The 17736-nt window shown below is 32.1% G+C and carries 19 protein-coding genes; 6 read left to right on the top strand and 13 right to left on the bottom strand.

All coding sequences use genetic code 11. The annotated features are described in order from the left end of the window. The first annotated feature begins 117 nt into the window (after positions 1 to 117). A complete protein-coding gene (locus tag BN3657_RS03755) occupies positions 118 to 1584 on the top strand; it encodes an APC family permease (protein ID WP_062551836.1) in 1467 nt (488 codons plus the stop codon). Between the two features lie 16 nt (positions 1585 to 1600). On the opposite strand, the gene BN3657_RS08495 is transcribed toward BN3657_RS03755, so the two are convergent. The 12 genes from BN3657_RS08495 to sdaAB all read right to left on the bottom strand — a co-directional run bounded on the left by BN3657_RS08495 (position 1601) and on the right by sdaAB (position 12156). Beyond that, positions 1601 to 1777 carry a hypothetical protein gene (locus BN3657_RS08495; RefSeq protein WP_154664286.1) on the bottom strand — a complete coding sequence of 59 codons (177 nt, stop codon included), beginning with the start codon at positions 1775 to 1777 and terminating at the stop codon, positions 1601 to 1603. 1 nt (position 1778) lies between these two features. Beyond that, on the bottom strand, positions 1779 to 2681 hold the full coding sequence (locus BN3657_RS03750; RefSeq protein ID WP_062551835.1) for an arginine deiminase-related protein: 903 nt from the start codon (positions 2679 to 2681) through the stop codon (positions 1779 to 1781). Between the two features lie 71 nt (positions 2682 to 2752). Beyond that, on the bottom strand, positions 2753 to 3583 hold the full coding sequence (locus BN3657_RS03745) for a bifunctional 5,10-methylenetetrahydrofolate dehydrogenase/5,10-methenyltetrahydrofolate cyclohydrolase (protein WP_062551834.1): 831 nt from the start codon (positions 3581 to 3583) through the stop codon (positions 2753 to 2755). Then, the gene (locus tag BN3657_RS03740) at positions 3576 to 4475 is read right to left on the bottom strand and encodes a diacylglycerol/lipid kinase family protein (protein ID WP_062551833.1); all 900 of its coding nucleotides are present in this window, start codon (positions 4473 to 4475) and stop codon (positions 3576 to 3578) included. The genes BN3657_RS03745 and BN3657_RS03740 overlap by 8 nt, the downstream gene beginning before the upstream one ends. 21 nt (positions 4476 to 4496) lie before the next feature. Next, positions 4497 to 5231, bottom strand: coding sequence for an elongation factor P 5-aminopentanone reductase (gene ymfI, locus BN3657_RS03735; protein WP_062551832.1), 735 nt, complete (start codon positions 5229 to 5231; stop codon positions 4497 to 4499). Between the two features lie 170 nt (positions 5232 to 5401). Next, positions 5402 to 6601, bottom strand: coding sequence for a sodium/glutamate symporter (gene gltS, locus BN3657_RS03730; RefSeq protein ID WP_062551831.1), 1200 nt, complete (start codon positions 6599 to 6601; stop codon positions 5402 to 5404). A gap of 22 nt (positions 6602 to 6623) precedes the next feature. After that, complete coding sequence (locus BN3657_RS03725) at positions 6624 to 7601, bottom strand: aminopeptidase (RefSeq protein ID WP_062551830.1); 978 nt, start codon at positions 7599 to 7601, stop codon at positions 6624 to 6626. Between the two features lie 148 nt (positions 7602 to 7749). Further along, complete coding sequence (locus tag BN3657_RS03720; protein ID WP_062551829.1) at positions 7750 to 8418, bottom strand: GntR family transcriptional regulator; 669 nt, start codon at positions 8416 to 8418, stop codon at positions 7750 to 7752. A gap of 80 nt (positions 8419 to 8498) precedes the next feature. After that, positions 8499 to 9233: an elongation factor P 5-aminopentanone reductase gene (ymfI, locus tag BN3657_RS03715; protein WP_062551828.1), complete on the bottom strand. Its 735-nt coding sequence runs from the start codon at positions 9231 to 9233 to the stop codon at positions 8499 to 8501. A gap of 128 nt (positions 9234 to 9361) precedes the next feature. Beyond that, entirely contained in the window at positions 9362 to 10600 is a 1239-nt protein-coding gene (locus BN3657_RS03710) for a dicarboxylate/amino acid:cation symporter (protein ID WP_062551827.1), read from the bottom strand. Positions 10601 to 10605: 5 nt separating this feature from the next. Continuing rightward, the gene (sdaAA, locus tag BN3657_RS03705; protein ID WP_062551826.1) at positions 10606 to 11487 is read right to left on the bottom strand and encodes an L-serine ammonia-lyase, iron-sulfur-dependent, subunit alpha; all 882 of its coding nucleotides are present in this window, start codon (positions 11485 to 11487) and stop codon (positions 10606 to 10608) included. Further along, the gene (gene sdaAB, locus BN3657_RS03700) at positions 11488 to 12156 is read right to left on the bottom strand and encodes an L-serine ammonia-lyase, iron-sulfur-dependent subunit beta (protein ID WP_062551825.1); all 669 of its coding nucleotides are present in this window, start codon (positions 12154 to 12156) and stop codon (positions 11488 to 11490) included. Between the two features lie 272 nt (positions 12157 to 12428). Between sdaAB and BN3657_RS03695 the strand changes: the two genes are divergently transcribed. Beyond that, positions 12429 to 14006: an AbgT family transporter gene (locus BN3657_RS03695; RefSeq protein ID WP_062551824.1), complete on the top strand. Its 1578-nt coding sequence runs from the start codon at positions 12429 to 12431 to the stop codon at positions 14004 to 14006. A 132-nt stretch (positions 14007 to 14138) separates the two neighbouring features. Beyond that, positions 14139 to 14486: a hypothetical protein gene (locus BN3657_RS03690; RefSeq protein WP_062551823.1), complete on the top strand. Its 348-nt coding sequence runs from the start codon at positions 14139 to 14141 to the stop codon at positions 14484 to 14486. Between the two features lie 31 nt (positions 14487 to 14517). On the opposite strand, the gene BN3657_RS03685 is transcribed toward BN3657_RS03690, so the two are convergent. Next, positions 14518 to 15228, bottom strand: coding sequence for a radical SAM protein (locus BN3657_RS03685; RefSeq protein ID WP_098039831.1), 711 nt, complete (start codon positions 15226 to 15228; stop codon positions 14518 to 14520). A gap of 114 nt (positions 15229 to 15342) precedes the next feature. Here BN3657_RS03685 and BN3657_RS03680 point away from each other — a divergent pair, with 114 nt between their 5' ends. The 3 genes from BN3657_RS03680 (at position 15343) to BN3657_RS03670 (ending at position 17733) form a co-directional block, all read left to right on the top strand. Continuing rightward, the gene (locus BN3657_RS03680) at positions 15343 to 15786 is read left to right on the top strand and encodes a MarR family winged helix-turn-helix transcriptional regulator (protein ID WP_062551822.1); all 444 of its coding nucleotides are present in this window, start codon (positions 15343 to 15345) and stop codon (positions 15784 to 15786) included. A gap of 62 nt (positions 15787 to 15848) precedes the next feature. Further along, the gene (locus BN3657_RS03675) at positions 15849 to 16691 is read left to right on the top strand and encodes a DegV family protein (RefSeq protein ID WP_062551821.1); all 843 of its coding nucleotides are present in this window, start codon (positions 15849 to 15851) and stop codon (positions 16689 to 16691) included. A 124-nt stretch (positions 16692 to 16815) separates the two neighbouring features. Further along, positions 16816 to 17733 (top strand): DUF2232 domain-containing protein, encoded by a 918-nt coding sequence (locus BN3657_RS03670; RefSeq protein WP_062551820.1) that lies wholly within the window; start codon positions 16816 to 16818, stop codon positions 17731 to 17733. The last annotated feature ends 3 nt before the right edge of the window (positions 17734 to 17736 follow it).

The following is a 17736-nucleotide window of genomic DNA, read 5'->3' as shown; positions in this document are numbered from 1 at the left end:
GTTTTAAATGAAAATTGTATTTTTATAAATTTGACAACTGGATCATTTTTAACATATTATTATAATATAGTTTTACACGTTAAATTGATATAAATACTTTTGATAGAGGTGTTTTTCTTGAAAAAAGATAAATATAGTGAAATGAAAAAGAAAATTCCAAATATAAAAAATATAATGAGAATTAGGCAAAGTAGAAAGAAAGGTGACATGGGCTACCTTGATTTTTTCATGCTTGGTTTTGGATCCATGGTTGGAGTTGGCTGGGCGGTTTCTTCTAATCGCTGGATAGCTCAAGCTGGTGGTCCCATACCTGCCTTTCTTGGATTTATAATTGCAACTATTCTTTTAATACCAATTGGACTATGTCATGGGGAGTTACTTGCCACCCTTCCACAGGCTGGTGGGGTCATGGTCTATACTAGTAAGGCCTTTGGTAGAAAGTTATCCTTTCTTTCATCTTGGTTTCTTGCTCTTTCTTATCTAACGATACTCCCTTGGGAAGCTATTTATATAAACACAATTCTCAAAAAATTAGTGCCTTTTTTATCTAGTTCAAAGATCCTTTATTATGTGGCTGGTTATCCCATACAAGCTTCTTCAATTATTATGGGAGTAATACTCGCTCTTCTATTATTTTTTATAAATTTTAAAGGATCAAATTTTGCTTCAAAGCTTCAATCTATACTTTCTATTTTAATAATTTTAATAGGTTTTATAGTTATTATTTTTTCCTTTAAAGCTGGAAGCCTTTATAATTTCTACCCAATTTATAAAAACGTCGGTGAAGGAAATCACTCTTCACTTTTTGGTGGAATAATAGCGGTTATTGTAATTGTTCCCTTTTTTATGTCTGGCTTTGACACCATTGCCCAGTCAGTGGAAGAAACTTCACCCGATAAAAAATTTAAAAATGTCGCCATTGCCATGGTTCTTTCTATAATAGCAGCAGGAGTTTTTTATTCACTTGTCATACTTTCAACAGGAAGTGTCTCCAACTGGCAAGCCTATTCTCTTGCAAGTCCACCTGCCATGGGATATTTACTACAAGACGCTTATAGAGGAAAACTTGGTTTTATTCTTGATAAATTAATTGTAATAGGAACTGTATCTGGTCTTTTCTCAACTTGGAATGGAATGTTTATGGCATCGGCAAGACTACTTCAATCTATGGCAAAAAATAATCTTATTCCAAAAGTTTTTGCAAAGGAACATGCTGAATATGGCACTCCTGTAATAGCTCTTATTTTCAGCTTTTTCTTTGCTGCTGTCGGTCCTTTTGTGGGCATGAATTTAATAGATCCCTTGACTAGTCTTGGTTCAGTTTCTTTTGTAATTGGATGGTTCTTAACTTGTCTATCCTTAGCTGCTTTGATTAATAAAGAAAAAGATTATTATACTTCCTTTAAGGCTCCCGGTGGAAAACTAACTATTTATCCAGCAATAATAATTTCTGCTATTATTGTAATTTCCACTTTTATCCCAAAAACTCCTTCTTTTATGGGCTACACTGCCCTAATTATTTTCTTCATTTGGTTACTTTTGGGATTAGCCTTTTTAAAATTTTATAATAAAAAAGAGAGATAAAATTTATCTCTCAATATTATACATAAATTCCTATTGCCAAAATTATTGAGGCAAGGACCATTATAAGTCTTCCAAGCAGTGATAACAAATTTTTGGAGGACTTGTCTTCTTTATATTTCCTAAAAATTTCTGGGATTTCTCTTAGCCAAAAGATTGCAAAAAATATAAATGCCAGGCACTTTAATAAATCCATATTAAGCCTCACTTATGTCAAAGAAATTTTCTGCTATCATGCATCTTATGGATCCGCCTCCAAATTTTGAAATTGTGGTAACGTCAATTGGAAGAATTTTATCATATTTTTCGATTTTTTCTCTATTTTCTCTTGTGAGAACTTCAAAGGCAGATTTTGAAATCACAAGTATATTTTTGTCCCTTCCCTTTAACTCGATAGAATTTCCTGCATAATTATCAAATTCATCTTTATTTATAGAAATTATTTCCTTTCCAGAGTCTCTTAAACTTTTTAAAACTTCATCCTTATTTTCTGTTATTAAATCATCTGCAATAATGGCGAATTTTTCTCCAACCATCATCATTACATTGGTGTGGTAGATATTGGTTTTATGGTCTTCTGCTTTAAAATAAATTGGCTTTAAACCAAACATTTTTGCAAATTTTAAAAATTCATCTTTGTCACATCTCTTTGAAAGACTTCCATAACAAATATTATTCCACCTATCTATTACAACTGCACCAGTTCCTTCAAGAACTCTTTCTTCATTATTTCTAAAATCAATAATTTCTGCCTTATTATAATCGATTATCTTTTTTAGCTGAGGAAGGATTTTTTCATATTCTTCATTTCTATTTTCTGTGTACATTTGTGATATAAAAATCTTTCCAGGAAAGGTTACAAAAACATTGTTTGGAAAAATTGAATCTGGTGTAGTATCATCAAAATCTTCTATAACATCAACATGAATCATATTTTGACGAAGTAAGTCCACTGCATTGTCAAATTCCTTCAAAGCTCTTTCTTGCATCTCTTCTTCTGTTGTTTTTTTTGGCTTAACTTGGTAAATATTATCCTTAGCCGTCTCTTTATTAAATTTAAAGGCATAGGGCCTAACTAAAATCACTCTATCTGTTATCATCATTTTCTCCTTAATTTATGTCGTCTTTACAAGAAAAGACCCTCCAAGAGGAGGGATATTTCTCACAAAATTTATAAATAATAATTTATTACATTTTCTAGTAAAAGTAAATTTGTAATGCTCCCTATTCCACCAGGTACTGGAGAAAAGGCTCCAATTTTTCCATTGACAGATTTTTCATCTAAGTCGCCTCTGTATTTTCCTTCTTTATTTTTTGAAGTTCCAATGTCTATTACCACTGCATCTTCATTAAAATAAGTTTCGTCTAAAATTTCTGCAATGCCCATGGCTGTAAAAATAATATGGGCAGACTTAGTATATTTTTTCAAATCACGAGTTCCTTCGTGGCAAACTGTTACTGTTGCAAGTTCACTTAAAAGAATCATAGCAAGGGGTTTGCCAACAACATTTGAGTGATTAATTATAACAACATCCTTGCCAGTAAGTTCATAATCATAAAAATCCAAAAGTTCGCGTGCTGCCTTTGATGCAAGGGGAATAAATCCATCTAAGTGACCGCTGTAGACCTTAGATCTATTTATTGGACTCATACAGTCCACGTCTTTTTTGGGATCAATGGCAAGTGAAATTACATCTTCATTAATAGATTCAGGAAGAGGTCTAAAAACTAGAATGCCCCCAATTTTTTCATCTTGATTTAATTTTTTTAGTCTTTCTAATATTTGCTCTTCACTTGCGTCAATTGGAAATTCATTTACATCAACCTCAACCCCAAGTTTTTCTGCAGATTTTTTTATTCCCTTTAAATAGGCAAGAGATCCGTAGTCATCTCCCACTCTTATAATAGAAATTATTGGATTTTCTTTTAATTTTTCAATTTTATCTCTCAGCTCTTTGCTCTTTTTATCAACATAGCCCTTTGCATATAAAATCTTAGTCATTCTTTACCTCGTCTGGAAGATAAACTTCTACAGCTTCTTTTAAAATTCTTATCTTGATTGGAAGATCTGGTCCCTTATCTCCGTCAATATCAATTGTGATTTTTTCATCATCTAAAGGAGATATCTCAACTTCTTTTACTGTATAATGAATAATGCCTTTCCCATCTTCAATATCTCCAATTATAGAATCCTTTAAAATTTCTAGCATATCTGTAGGAGCGTCACTTGTTTGTATAAATAAATTTGCCCTTCCATTATCCATTTCTTCATTTTTCTTAGTGAACTCTATATTTCCAATCTTATTAGTAAGTCCTACCAATAAATGGTCAACTTCCCCTTCATAATCTCCTCCATCTGACTTTATGGAAAGATTATATTTTTTTGCAGCAACTAGATTTTCTATGGATTTCTTTATATAGGCAAGTCCACCTAGCTTTGATTTTTCTTCAGAAGAAACTTCGTGGATTGCTTCTGGAACTGGTCCAAGTGATGCAAAAAGACTAAATACTTCATCATTAACTTCGCCTAAATCAATCTTTTTTGTCTTTTTAAAGTCAAAGGCTTCTATTGCTTCATCTTTATCTTGGGGAATATTTAATCTTTTTGCCAATAAATTTCCTGTACCACCTGGCAAGATTAAAAGCTTTGCTTTTGACTTAGTTTTTTTCATTCCAAGTAAGACTTCATTTACACTTCCATCTCCACCAAAAACTCCAATAGAATCAATATCTTTTGTTTCTTCAACAAATTTTGTCCCATCTCCAGCTTTTTTTGTTTCTCTTATAATAACTTGGTCAAAATATTTTTTAAGCTTATCTTCTATTTTTCCAACAAATTCTTTTCCACTTTCATCGCCAGAATTTGGATTGTAAATAAATAATATTTTAGTCATAAAAAACTCCTTATTTAAAAATCAATAAACTATCATTCCGCCATTTGGAGAAATTATTTGTCCTGTCATGTAGGAATTTTTATCAGAAATCATAAAGGCAACTAGTTCTGCAATTTCTTCTGTCGTAGCAAGTCTACCCATGGGTATATCTTCTGATAATATGCACAAATTATCATTTCCAATTTCTCTTGTCATTGGTGTATCAACTGCACCTGGTGCCACTGCATTTACTGTTATGCCAGAATAACCTAGTTCTTGAGCTAAGGCTTTTGTAAGTGCATTTATAGCTCCCTTAGTAGCAGAATAATGACTTTCCATAGATCCACCGACTATTCCCCAAATTGATGTCATATTTAAAATTTTTCCTGAATGTTTTTCTAACATATAAGGAAGGGCTGCGTGAATAGAATTATAAACACCTTTTACATTTACATCAAAAATTTCGTCCCAAGTTTTCTCGTCAATATCTTGGAAAAGAGCATAAGAAGAAATTCCTGCATTGTTAATTAGTATGTCTACTCCCTTAAATCTCTTTGAAACTTCATCAAACATTCTTTCCACTTCAGAAAATTTTCTAATGTCTGCCTTTAATGCTAGGGCATCTTTTCCCATTTCTCTTATTTCTTTTTCTAGTTCTTTTGCTTCTTTTTCAGATTTATTGTAGTTAATTATTATTCTATAATCTTCTCTTGCAAGTCTTCTTGCAATATCTCTTCCTATTCCACGAGAAGCTCCTGTTATGAGTACAGTCTTCATCTTAGATCTTCCACCAACCTTTATTTCATTATACCAAATTTATAAAATTATTTTGCAAAAAAAGACTCTATATCAAATATTGAGGAGGCTCGTTAATTCAAGTCTCCTAAACATTTGAAATAGAGTCTATAAAATACATTACAATTAATTATAACGTATTTTTAATATTTTTATAGGCTTGCCGCAATATTCATCGCTATAGTTATTACAAATGAGTTTACAACGTTGATAAATAAACTACCTATTAGGGGCACTAAAAAGAAAGCCTTAGGTGAATAACCATACTTTTCACTTAATGTATCCATATTTGCCATTGCTGTTGGAACTGCCCCTAGCCCAAATCCACAGTGTCCAGCAGCTATTATACTAGCATCATAATCTCGTCCCATAAGTCTGAATGTAAAAAATATAGAGAATAAAGCCATAAGTAAAACTTGGCCAAACAATAGCATCAACATAGGTGTAGCAAGCTCTGCTAATTCCCATAACTTTAATTTCATCATGCTCATAGCTAAGAAAATAGATAGTGAAATATTTCCCATTAATTCTAACTCAGAATGATGTATGTGAAACCTATTACTATCATTATTTAAATTTAGTATTGCAGCTGACGCTAGCATTCCTCCTACTGATGCAGGAAAATTCAAACCAGACATACTTAACAATTTTGATAAAACTGTCCCTAACCCAATTGATATCAACATCAAATATGAAGATTCTGTAAAACCTTTGATTGTTAATTCATTTTCCATACTGGATTCAAAATCAATAATATTACCATCTGTACTTGCTGTCTTCGTTATTGATTTCTTTTCAATTAAAAATTTACCAACAGGCCCGCCTATTAAAGCTCCAGCAACTAGACCGAAAGTAGCAGATGATAAAGTAATTGTAGTTGCAGTATCTAAACCTAATTTTACTAAATCAGGAGCAAATGCAGCACTAGTTCCATGCCCACCAGTCATAGGTATAGATGCTGTTGCTATACCAACTAATGGATCCACTCCGATAATTAACGACCCTATTATACCCCATGCATTTTGTAAAATTACCATGAAGCTTGATAGTATCAAGAATACAATTGCTGCTTTTCCAGCTTTTTTTAGCAATGGGATACTAGCAGTAAATCCAATACTAGTATAGAACACGAGCATAAAGAAATCACTCAAAACAAAATCAAATTCAATCATAAATGTTTTTGTCACGTACCCCAAAAGCGTTATAATAGTAAAAATAATACCTCCAACAACAGGCACAGGTATACAAAATTTTTCTAATAAATAAATTCTGTTTTTCACAAAGGATCCTAATAATAAGACAAGTACTGCGATAGTAGAAGTATAAAACATATTTAATTCAATAGTGTACATAATGTCCTCCTTATATTAAGTATTAGTCATAATCAAAAGCTATTTTCCCGTTCTTCAATATTTCAACTCCATCTGCTACAACTGTAGCTCCCGTCATTATCGCATCATAGTGACAAGCTGCTTTTAAAGTTCCACCTAAGTTTATACTAGTCCCTATACCTATATGAACAGATCCATATACTCCTTCATCTTCTAGCATTAATCCAATAAATCTACAGTTTGGATTTAAACCAATTCCTAGCTCAGCAATGTTATAAACATTAGGATCATTCATGGACTCAAAGTTATCTGCTAATAATTTTGCCTGATACCCTCCTTTTATATCTACAATAAATCCATCCACAACTTCAAACTCTATAGGTTCTTCTAAAAGCCCTATACCTATATAAGGTACACTAGCATCTGCTACAATTTTCCCTTGCGCAGTTCCTTCTATAGGAGATACATTGGCTTCAATAGTTGGTGCTGTTGAAAACTCGCCAGGTTCAACTAAACAATATAATGAATTACCTCTTCTTCCTTCAGCTGAAAACTTTAAATCCGTTCCAAGAGGAGTTGTCAAGTGAACTTCTTTAGAGTTGGCTAACATACTAGCTACTTTCTTGCATAATGGCGCTTGCTTTTCAAAATCGCATTCCATTCCACCATGAATCATCATATCTTCGCTAAACTGAGTGAGAACTATACCTCTACTTCCATTGGATATTGCTTCTTTTACCGCATTTGTATGCGTTATAGATTTTTCAACAACTGATAAAAAAGCATCTGATGCTTTCATGGCTTCTGAGATTATTTTCGGCGGTTCATTACTGTCAAATTCTCTAGGCATCATAATATTTATAACCGGTTCAATATCTTTCCTTAAGGCTGAAGCAGCAATTACTTCGGCTATGTTAATTTTTTCTGGCTCGGTAACAATTAGTAGTTTTTCCCCCTTTTTCATTTTTAAATTTGTGTCAATTAGCTTATCAGCAATCTTTCCCATTAAAATTTTTTTCATATTCATTCTCCTTTTCTATATTCTATAGAATATATTATGTTGAATATATTATATCTTATTTTTTATTACTTTACAACAGTAAATTTAAAGTAATAAAAAAACTAACCTCCTTAAGTTGAATCTAAGATCCAATTTAAGGAGGTTAGTTTTAATATGTTTTTTTCTTTTTTAATATATAACTGCAACCTTTACTTATATGATCATCCAAATATTTCTTTGATAACTCTAAATTTTTATTTTTGATGGCTCTTAGAATATTCAAATGTTCTTCTAATATTTCAGTTCTTCTATCTTGATCAACTGCTGATATATTTCTATCCCTAATTAATACATCATTTAAGTCTATAAGTAGCTTCTTCAATCTTTTGTTACCAGATTTATCTATAAGGAAATTATGAAGTTTATTACTCATATCAACATTTTTTCTAATGTCTTTTGTTATAATATTGTCCTCAATCTCTTCAATTAATTCATCTATCTCTAATTCAGTTATGTTTGGCATTGCGAGTTCTAATGCTAAGTTTTCAAGGGATTTTCTACACTCATAAACTTCTATTAGTTCTTTTTCAGAAAATATTTTAACATATACTCCTTTGTACGGAATTATTTCTAAAAAACCCTCTGCACCTAATCTTCTAAACGCTTCTCTTACTGGAGTTGCACTAACACCCAATAGTTTGGCAATGTCTAATTCATTTAACTTCTGTCCATCTTCGAAAACATCATCTAATAGCATCTGCTTTAAAGACTCATATACTTGCTGATTTAGCGTTTTTTTATTATTAATTTTATATTTATTTTCAATTTTCTTTTCCATAGTTTTCTAATCTCCATATACAATATATTTATATCTAATTTAGAGTTCTGGCTGCAATTTATTAAGTTACAAAATTTTAATCAATAGACAATCATTCCGCCATTTGGAGAAATTATTTGTCCTGTCATGTAGGAATTTTTATCAGAAATCATAAAGGCAACTAGTTCTGCAATTTCTTCTGTCGTAGCAAGTCTACCCATGGGTATATCTTCTGATAATATGCACAAATTATCATTTCCAATTTCTCTTGTCATTGGTGTATCAACTGCACCTGGTGCCACTGCATTTACTGTGATGCCAGAATAACCTAGTTCTTGGGCTAGGGCTTTTGTAAGTGCATTTATAGCTCCCTTTGTAGCAGAATAATGACTTTCCATAGATCCGCCGACTATTCCCCAAATTGATGTCATATTTAAAATTTTACCTGAATGTTTTTCTAACATATAAGGAAGAGCTGCGTGAATAGAATTATAAACACCTTTTACATTTACATCAAAAATTTCGTCCCAAGTTTTTTCGTCAATATCTTGGAAAAGAGCATAAGAAGAAATTCCTGCATTGTTAATTAGTATGTCTACTCCCTTAAATCTCTTTGAAACTTCATCAAACATTATTTCCACTTCAGAAAATTTTCTAATGTCTGCCTTTAATGCTAGGGCATCTTTTCCCATTTCTCTTATTTCTTTTTCTAGTTCTTTTGCTTCTTTTTCAGATTTATTGTAGTTAATTATTATTCTATAATCTTCTCTTGCAAGTCTTCTTGCAATATCTCTTCCTATTCCACGAGAAGCTCCTGTTATGAGTACAGTCTTCATCTTAAATCTTCCACCAACCTTTATTTCATTATACCAAATTTATAAAATAATTTTATTCCAAAAATTTTTAAAAAATAAAAAAGCCATGCTCTTAGACATAGCTTTTTTTAGGTAAATATGCTTTATTATTAAATTTCTACTCTAGCTTCTTCATCAAAGTTTTCTTCTGGGATAGGTCTTTTTACAATGTGATTGTAATAGATCTTTTCAACTGCCATAGAAATAGCATTGTCGCCTGTTACGTTACAAGCTGTACCAAAAGAGTCTTGAGTTAGATATAGTGAAATTAAAATTGTTGCAAGTGTTCCTGATGAATCAATTCCTACTACTGGTAAGAATGGAAGAGCACTCATTACTGCTCCACCTGGTGCACCTGGTGCTGCTACCATGGCAACTCCAAGGATTCCTATAAATTTAAGAAGTAGTGGGAATGAATGTGGCATATCAAACATTGAAAGTAATGTAAATACACATGCTGTTAGAGTAATCATTGATCCAGCTAAGTGAACTGTTGCACAAAGTGGAATACAGAATTCTCTAATTTGTCTAGTTACTCCCATTTTTCTGTTACATGCTACGTTAACTGGAATAGTTGCTGCAGATGATTGTGTTCCTACAGCTGTTAAGTAAGCTGGCACTGCTTCTTTTAGGCACTTGAATGGATTTCTTCCAGAATATGCTCCTGCAACTGAAAATTGTATTACTAAGTAAATTAGGTGTAGTGCAATGATGCAGATGAAGATTTTCCAGAATATTCCAAGAATTGCAAATACAGATCCTGAATAAGATAGGTTACAGAAGTTACCAAAAATAAAGAATGGTAATAGTGGAATTACGAATTTTGATAATACCATATTAATAATTTCATTAAATTCGTTAATTGCCTTGTAGAATATTTCTCCTGATCCCTTAGCTCTTAAAGCTGAAACTGTTAATCCTAGCATAAATGCAAGTACAAGTGCTGCTGTTACGTCTATAAATGCTGATAATGGAATTTCAAAAAATGGTGCTACTTCATTTGCTGTAGCCTTTTGAACTTGGTCTGCAAGTTCTGGTTTTATAAAGCTTGGGAAAATAGACTTTGCCATTGTATAAGAAAGTGAACCTGCAATAAGTGTTGATGCATAAGCAAGACCTACTGTAGCTCCAAGAAGTTTTCCAGCACCTTCTGATAAATCTGCTATACCCTTAGATACAAAGGCAATAATCATTAGTGGAATAATGAAGTTTAAAAATGCTCCAAATAATCCAGATATTGTAATTGCAACTTTAGTAACCCATTCTGGTAAAAATTGTCCAACTAGGATACCTAGTGCAATGGCAATAATAAGTCTAGGAATTAGACCTATTTTTTTCTTTTCTTTCATTTTCTTTAATCCTCCTTAATATTTAAAAACTTAGCTCTAATTTTTTTGCCAGTTTTTGTGCCTGCAAGTCCACCAAGACCAGTCTCCCTAATAGATTCATGTAGCAAGTGACCAACTTCTCCCATAGCTTGACAAACTTCGTCAAAGGGAACAATGGATTTTATACCTGCAAGAGCCATATCAGCTGATATAAAAGAATTCATAACACCTGATGCGTTCCTAAAAGTACATGGATACTCTACTAGTCCTGCGATTGGATCACAGGCTAGCCCCATTACATTTATAAGTGTAATGCTGGCTGCGTTTAGTGCTTCTTCTGAGCTTCCACCAATCATCTCAACTAATGCAGCTGCTGCCATTGCGCTGGCAGAACCACATTCTGCTTGGCATCCACCTTCAGCACCGGCGAATGTAGCATATTTACCAATAATTTGCCCTATTCCTATTGATGTCAATAGTCCATTTATTAAAACCTCATCATCTAAGCCATATTTTTCCTTGGCAGACATTAAAGCTGCCGGCACAATACCAGAACTTCCAGCAGTTGGCGCTGCTGCAATAGTTCCCATATTAGCATTAGTCTCAGATGTGGAAAAGGCCATAGCCATTGCCCTAACTAAGAATTTACTAGTCAAAGGGTCTTTTTCCTTTTGATAGTCGTTCATCATCTTTGCGAATCCATCTATCATTTTATATTCAGTTCCATAGGATTTTTCAAGAGTTTCTTTAGACGATGATTTCATCACTTCCAAAATTTCTCTTAATTTATCCTTCATCTCTTCTTCAGTCATTTTAAGAGCCCTAGTTTCGCCTCTTAAAACTAAATCATAGATGTGGATATTATCTTTTTTACAAACTTCAATTATTTCATTAGCTGTATTTAACATTTAGACCTCCACATATTTTGCTGTAATATATCTGGAATTATTAAGTAATTTATCTATAATATTTTGATTTGCACCTTCGTCTAACTCCACAGTTAAGGTAACAATATTTGTGAGCTCATCCTTAGTAGTATTAATTGATTCAATATTATAGGATTCACCTGCTAAGATAGTTGACACTTCGGCGATAACACCTTTTTGTTCATCATATTGAAATAAAAATGTAGGAAATCTTCCATCATAATCAACTTTTATACCATTAATATCAACTATTTTCATATTTCCGCCGCCAATAGAGGAACCTATTACATATTCACTGTCTCTATCTTTGTAATTAAATTTTACTTTAACAGTATTTGGATGATAATCTTCTCCCAAATCCATAGGAATGAAAGAATAATTTATTCCCTTTTTATCGGCAATTTCATAAGCATCTCTAATAGAACTGTCATAGGTTTTAAAACCCATTATTCCACCTAGAAGAGCCCTGTCTGTTCCGTGCCCCTTATATGTAAAGGCAAAGGAACCATGTAGATAAAACTCGACGCTTTCATAATCATCTGGACAAATCTTTGCTGCCACTCTTGCGATTTTACAAGCACCTGCAGTATGCGATGATGATGGACCAACCATTATAGGTCCCAGTATTTCAAATGAACTGTACTCTTTCAATTAGATTGCCTCCTTATTAGTTAGACATTAGTTAGACATATTTTAGCATAAAGTTTCCAAATTGTGAAATGAATTTATGTTAATGGATTTGATAAATTACAAATTTTCTCTCAATTTTAACAAGTTAATAAGATATTATACCGGATACATTTACTTTATTCTATTACAGCACTACTAATAATGGCTATATTCCTAGATTATTCTTGCAAGTATAGTATAGATAATATATTATTAATTTATGAGGATATTATTTTCATTCAAGGAGGATTTATATGAAAGAAAAAAACAAAAAGGTCAAAGACCAAAATGATGTCGGCGGCTTTCTGAAAGGCGTAGAAAAAATTGGTAATAAATTACCTCACCCTGCCATGATTTTTGCAATACTTAGTGTAATCGTAATCATAATTTCTTATTTTGCAGCAAAATCTGGCATGAGCGTAACTTATTTTGACGCTAAAGCCAAAGAAGAAGTAACGAAAGAAGCTGTTTCCCTACTTAACTGGGAAGGACTTTCTTATATTTTTAACTCTGCAACAGAAAACTTTACAGGTTTTGCTCCATTAGGAACAGTTCTTGTAGCTATGCTTGGTGTTGGTGTTGCTGAAAACAGTGGACTTTTTGATGCTACATTAAAAAGACTTTTATCAAATGTAAACCCTACACTTTTAACAGCTACAGTTGTTTTCGCAGGTGTTATGTCAAATATCGCATCTGATGCAGGATATCTTGTAGTAGTTCCACTTGGAGCACTTATCTTTGCTAACGCAGGTCGTCACCCACTTGCTGGTATTGCAGCAGGTTTTGCTGGTGTAAGTGGTGGTTTCTCAGCCAACTTAATTCTTGGAACAACTGACCCACTTCTTACTAATATCACAAACGAAGCCCTAAGAGCTGGTGGAATTGATATGGAACTTGCAGCTACTTGTAACTGGTACTTCCTATTTGTTTCTACATTCTTTATAACAATTGTTGGTACTCTTGTAACAAATAAAATAGTTGAAAAGAACTTAGGAGAATACAATGGATCTTATCAGGCAGATGAACACCCTCTTACTGACTTAGAAAGAAAGGGTCTTAAAAATGCACTTATAGCTTTAATTATTTTTGTAGCTGTAATGGCATTCTTAATGTTCCCAGAAAATGCACCATTTAGAGAATTTGAAGAAGGTAAAAATGCAATGACTCTTAAGAATTTCTTAGGTCATGGACTTATCCCAGCAATGCTTTTACTTTTCTTAGTACCTGGACTTGTTTATGGTAAAACTGTTGGAACTATCAAAACTTCTCACGACCTTGTTGCTAAAATGACTAAGGCAATGCAAGGAATGGGCGGATACCTTGTACTAGCATTCTTTGCAGCACAATTCGTATCTTACTTTAACAAGACTAACCTTGGTCTTATACTTGCAAAAAACGGAGCAGACTTCTTAGAATCAGTTGGTTTTAAAGGTCTTCCACTTCTTATAATGTTTATCTTGCTATCAGCTTTCCTTAACCTATTTATGGGATCAGCTTCAGCAAAATGGGCAATTATGGCTCCAATCTTTGTGCCAATGATGTACAATCTTGGACTTTCACCTGCACTTACACAAGTTGCATATAGAATTGGTGACTCTTCAACAAATATCATCACACCACTTATGTCATACTTTGCAATGATCGTAGTATTTATGCAAAAATATGACGAAGAATCTGGACTTGGAACACTTACATCAATGATGCTTCCATACTCTATGTGTTTCTTAGTTGGTTGGACAGTTCTAATGATAGTTTGGTACCTAATAGGTCTACCTGTTGGACCAGAAGCACCACTTCACGTTCAAGACATGGTGTCAATGCTATTTATATAATAAATTTTTAAATATTCTCAAAAAAATAAACCCGGTGGAAAATTCCATCGGGTATTTTTATTATTTTTAATGTTGACATTAGCTGTTTCTTCTGTTATTTTTTTGTTAATTTTTAATTAATAGGAGCTTTATATGAATGAAAATTTTAAAAAAGGTGCAATTATTTTATACTTTTTAATATTCATAATTTTTGGATGTATTAATTTATTTTATCCCTTAAATAAATTAATTGTACTCACATATAGCGTATTAACTACAATCATTTTAATCAAATGTGAAAGCATGTTTAGATTTAAAATAAATAAAAATATAAAAAACATTGCAATAATTTATATTATTTTAGTTTTGATAGAATTCTTTATAGAGGACTTTATTTCTCCAATGATATCTAACTCACCACAAAATCATGTTTTTATTTTTCTTAGTTCTTTATCTATTTTAACTATTTATAAAATATTAAAATATAAGAAGTATGAATGAAAAAAGGCGCTGTTTATCTACAGCGTCTTTTTTAGCCCACACCAAAATCTGTTATTTCAAATAAAATATCTAGGTGGGGATCATCTTCAAGATACCTATATTTTTCTACAAACCACTTAACAAGTTCATCGTCTCTTTTTATATCTGTGGAGTTGTTCATAAAAATATTTACTGTTGCATGAGAAAATTCTTTTATAATTTCCATGTCCCTATCTATCATTTCTCTTGTCTGACCCTTTATGCCCACCATGACGCAGGGTGAGTCAAAATATTTTTTAACTTCCCTATAGTCTTTAAAATCTGCGCCTTTTTTTAGGACATTTTCTCTAAAGTCATTGTCAAAAGTTTCTATTCCCGTCTTAAAAGTTATTGGGACTTTAAAAAAATCTCTCATTTCATGAAGTCTATTTCTATAAATCCAGTGGGCTTCAAAAAATAATCTCTTAATATTTTTTTCTTCAACAATTCTTTTTATTTCTCTAAGAGTAGCTTCTGTCAAATCAAAAACTGATGCAGAATCAATTACTTCTAAGACGCCAAATTCCCCAGTGACATTTTTTAAAACTTCAAAATTTATCTCGTCAATTTTTTTATTATCTACCTCGTTATCTTCTATATAATCACAAAAAGTACACTTGCCCCACTTGCAAGGCCTTGCCTTTAGAAGGACAATTTCCCTTTTTGTCTTGTCAGTAATTTTTGAATATCTATTGATAAAATCATCTCCTTTAAGAAATTTCATCTTCTAAAATATTTTAACACAAATATTTTAGAAAAATTTTTAAAAGATTAAAAGTTGACATCTCAACAAGTATTATTTATACTAAAGCTTGAATTAAAATATAGTGGGGTGTTTATGCTAGATAGATTTAATTACTTTTCCAGTGAAGTCTTTGCTATTGTAAAAAACTGGCAAAAGATAGCTAGCCAAGTCATGAAAGATTTTGGTTTGACCTCAAGTCAGCTCATCTATATGCTTGCTCTTTATGACCACGATAAGCTTAATTCAACAGAACTTGTGAAAATAAGTGGAAAGGACAAGTCTGATGTGTCTAGAAATCTTAATCAAATGATAAAATCTGGCATCGTAGAAAAAAAGTCAAATAACAAAAATAACTACGGAGGCAGTTTTTATCTGACAGACAAAGGCAGGCTTATAGGTTCCAAGATTAGTGAAAAGACAATGGAATATATGGAGCTTGCAAATAAAAATATTTCAAGGGAAAAAAAGGAAATCTTCTACGAAGTCCTAGATGCCCTATCAGAAAATATTGAGAAATTGACAGAAAATTGTAATTGAGAATAATTAATTTGAATATTTTTTTCAAATTTTTGTATAGATTTTAAATTGAGAGGAAAAATATGGCAGTAAAAATAATTGTGGGATCAACTTGTGATATTGAGGAAAATATTGAGAAGGACTTAATTGTAGTTCCCCTTCATGTAACTTTTGGTGAAGAAGATTTTTTAGATTCAGTTGAAATTACAAAAGACGAATTTTATGAAAGACTTGAAAAGAAAGAAGAGTTTCCCAAGACAAGTCAACCAACACCTGTGGCATTTATGGATGTTTATCAAAAAGTTGTTGATGCTGGCGATGAAGCAGTTGTAATTGTCTTGTCGTCAAAATTATCTGGCACTTATCAAAGTGCTTCTTTGGCAAGAGATGGATTTGAAGATAAAATTTTTATAGTTGACAGTTTAAATGTTTCTAACGCCGAAGGAGTCCTAGTGGATTATGCATTAAGTCTTGTAAAGGAAGGAAAATCAGCAAGAGAAATTGCAGAAATTTTAGATGAGGCAAAAAAGAAACTTAGACTAATAGTTTTAGTTGATACACTAGAATATCTTGAAAGAGGTGGCAGGATTTCAAAAACTTCTGCTTTAATTGGAAATCTCTTTTCTGTTAAAGTTCTTTTAACTATGAAAGATGGGGTTATCACTACTGTTGGAAAGGCAAAGGGCACAAAAAATGCTAACAGCCTTTTTATAAGTGAAATTGAAAGAACTGGATCTATTGATTTTACAAAACCTCTAAAGCTTGGCTACACTGGACGTGATGTCAAAAAAATTGACAAATATATAAGAGATACAAAAAAACTTTGGGAAGATGAAATTCCAAGTCCAGACTTTATACAAATTGGCAGTGTCGTTGGAACTCACACAGGTCCAGGAGCACTTTTCTTATCTTATTTTTGTAAATAATTTAATATAAGTTCTTAGGTTCCTAAAATTTAGGGACCTTTTTATTTATAAATGCCATGAAGCTCTAGATTTCTTTATCAAATTTGAATTCTATGGTAAAATAAGTGAGATAGGAGTTGATTTATTGGAAAAAGAAACTGATTTTAAGGGACTCCTTAGACTTTTTACTAGGTCTATAATTATTTCAATGATTGGAATGATTTTTCCCTTTCTCTATATTTTATTTCCTTCTATGTATGTGGCTGAATCTGTAAAAGAAGGAATAATAAAAGTGATGGCAACTCTACTTGCAGTTGTCTTATTAATCAGCGCTCTCTTGGGTCCCATAGAGGCCATAGTTATATTTACAATTTTTGGACCCTTTATACTGATTTTTCACTATATGATTACTACAAAAAGGTCTGTCTCTATGACTATTCTAGCGACATCCTTAATATTTTTTACATCAATAATAGTTTTATTATTTGCTTTTGGGATTAATAGTGAAGTCCTAAATTCAAAGGAAACTATTATGGCTATTACAAATTTTTACAAGAATTTGGGATCTGATACTGGTATAAATGCTGGTGCTTTGGCAATTTTTGCTGATAACATAGAAATTTATTACAAAAAGTTTTTGCAAATTTTGCCATCAGTCTTGATAATCATATCTCTTGTAACATCCTATGTCACTTACACATGGGCTGGAAGGAATTTGCTTTCAAGAGGAATTATTATAATACAACCTTCTTCCCTTGAATTTTTAAAATTTCCAAGAGAAATTATCTTTTTATCACTTGCAAGTCTTGCCTTATTTTCACTAACTGGCGACTATTTTGGACCATCAGGATCTGTGTTTATAATTAATCTTATGAATCTAGTGTTTTTTATGCTCTATGTGTCTGGTCTTGCCATTGTAAAATATTACATGACAAGAATGGGACTAAAAAACTTTTTACAATATCTTTTAATAGGGCTAACTTTCACACTTTCATCACTACAAATTTTTGTAATAATCCTTGGTGGCATTGATCAAATTATTAACTTTAGGAAAATTAAATAAGTG

The organism is Peptoniphilus phoceensis (assembly GCF_001517665.2).
Taxonomy (GTDB): Bacteria; Bacillota; Clostridia; order Tissierellales; family Peptoniphilaceae; genus Peptoniphilus_A; species Peptoniphilus_A timonensis.
This window is presented reverse-complemented; position numbering and strand designations above follow the sequence as displayed.

Coding starts and splice junctions, on each gene's coding strand:
- BN3657_RS03695 (WP_062551824.1), top strand. CDS start 12,429: ATGAAAGAAAAAAACAAAAAGGTCAAAGACCAAAATGATGTCGGCGGC.
- BN3657_RS03685 (WP_098039831.1), bottom strand. CDS start 15,228: ATGAAATTTCTTAAAGGAGATGATTTTATCAATAGATATTCAAAAATT.
- BN3657_RS03710 (WP_062551827.1), bottom strand. CDS start 10,600: ATGAAAGAAAAGAAAAAAATAGGTCTAATTCCTAGACTTATTATTGCC.
- BN3657_RS03745 (WP_062551834.1), bottom strand. CDS start 3,583: ATGACTAAGATTTTATATGCAAAGGGCTATGTTGATAAAAAGAGCAAA.
- BN3657_RS03725 (WP_062551830.1), bottom strand. CDS start 7,601: ATGAAAAAAATTTTAATGGGAAAGATTGCTGATAAGCTAATTGACACA.
- sdaAA (WP_062551826.1), bottom strand. CDS start 11,487: ATGTTAAATACAGCTAATGAAATAATTGAAGTTTGTAAAAAAGATAAT.
- BN3657_RS03680 (WP_062551822.1), top strand. CDS start 15,343: ATGCTAGATAGATTTAATTACTTTTCCAGTGAAGTCTTTGCTATTGTA.
- ymfI (WP_062551828.1), bottom strand. CDS start 9,233: ATGAAGACTGTACTCATAACAGGAGCTTCTCGTGGAATAGGAAGAGAT.
- ymfI (WP_062551832.1), bottom strand. CDS start 5,231: ATGAAGACTGTACTCATAACAGGAGCTTCTCGTGGAATAGGAAGAGAT.
- gltS (WP_062551831.1), bottom strand. CDS start 6,601: ATGTACACTATTGAATTAAATATGTTTTATACTTCTACTATCGCAGTA.
- BN3657_RS03690 (WP_062551823.1), top strand. CDS start 14,139: ATGAATGAAAATTTTAAAAAAGGTGCAATTATTTTATACTTTTTAATA.
- BN3657_RS03720 (WP_062551829.1), bottom strand. CDS start 8,418: ATGGAAAAGAAAATTGAAAATAAATATAAAATTAATAATAAAAAAACG.
- BN3657_RS08495 (WP_154664286.1), bottom strand. CDS start 1,777: ATGGATTTATTAAAGTGCCTGGCATTTATATTTTTTGCAATCTTTTGG.
- BN3657_RS03675 (WP_062551821.1), top strand. CDS start 15,849: ATGGCAGTAAAAATAATTGTGGGATCAACTTGTGATATTGAGGAAAAT.
- BN3657_RS03750 (WP_062551835.1), bottom strand. CDS start 2,681: ATGATAACAGATAGAGTGATTTTAGTTAGGCCCTATGCCTTTAAATTT.
- BN3657_RS03740 (WP_062551833.1), bottom strand. CDS start 4,475: ATGACTAAAATATTATTTATTTACAATCCAAATTCTGGCGATGAAAGT.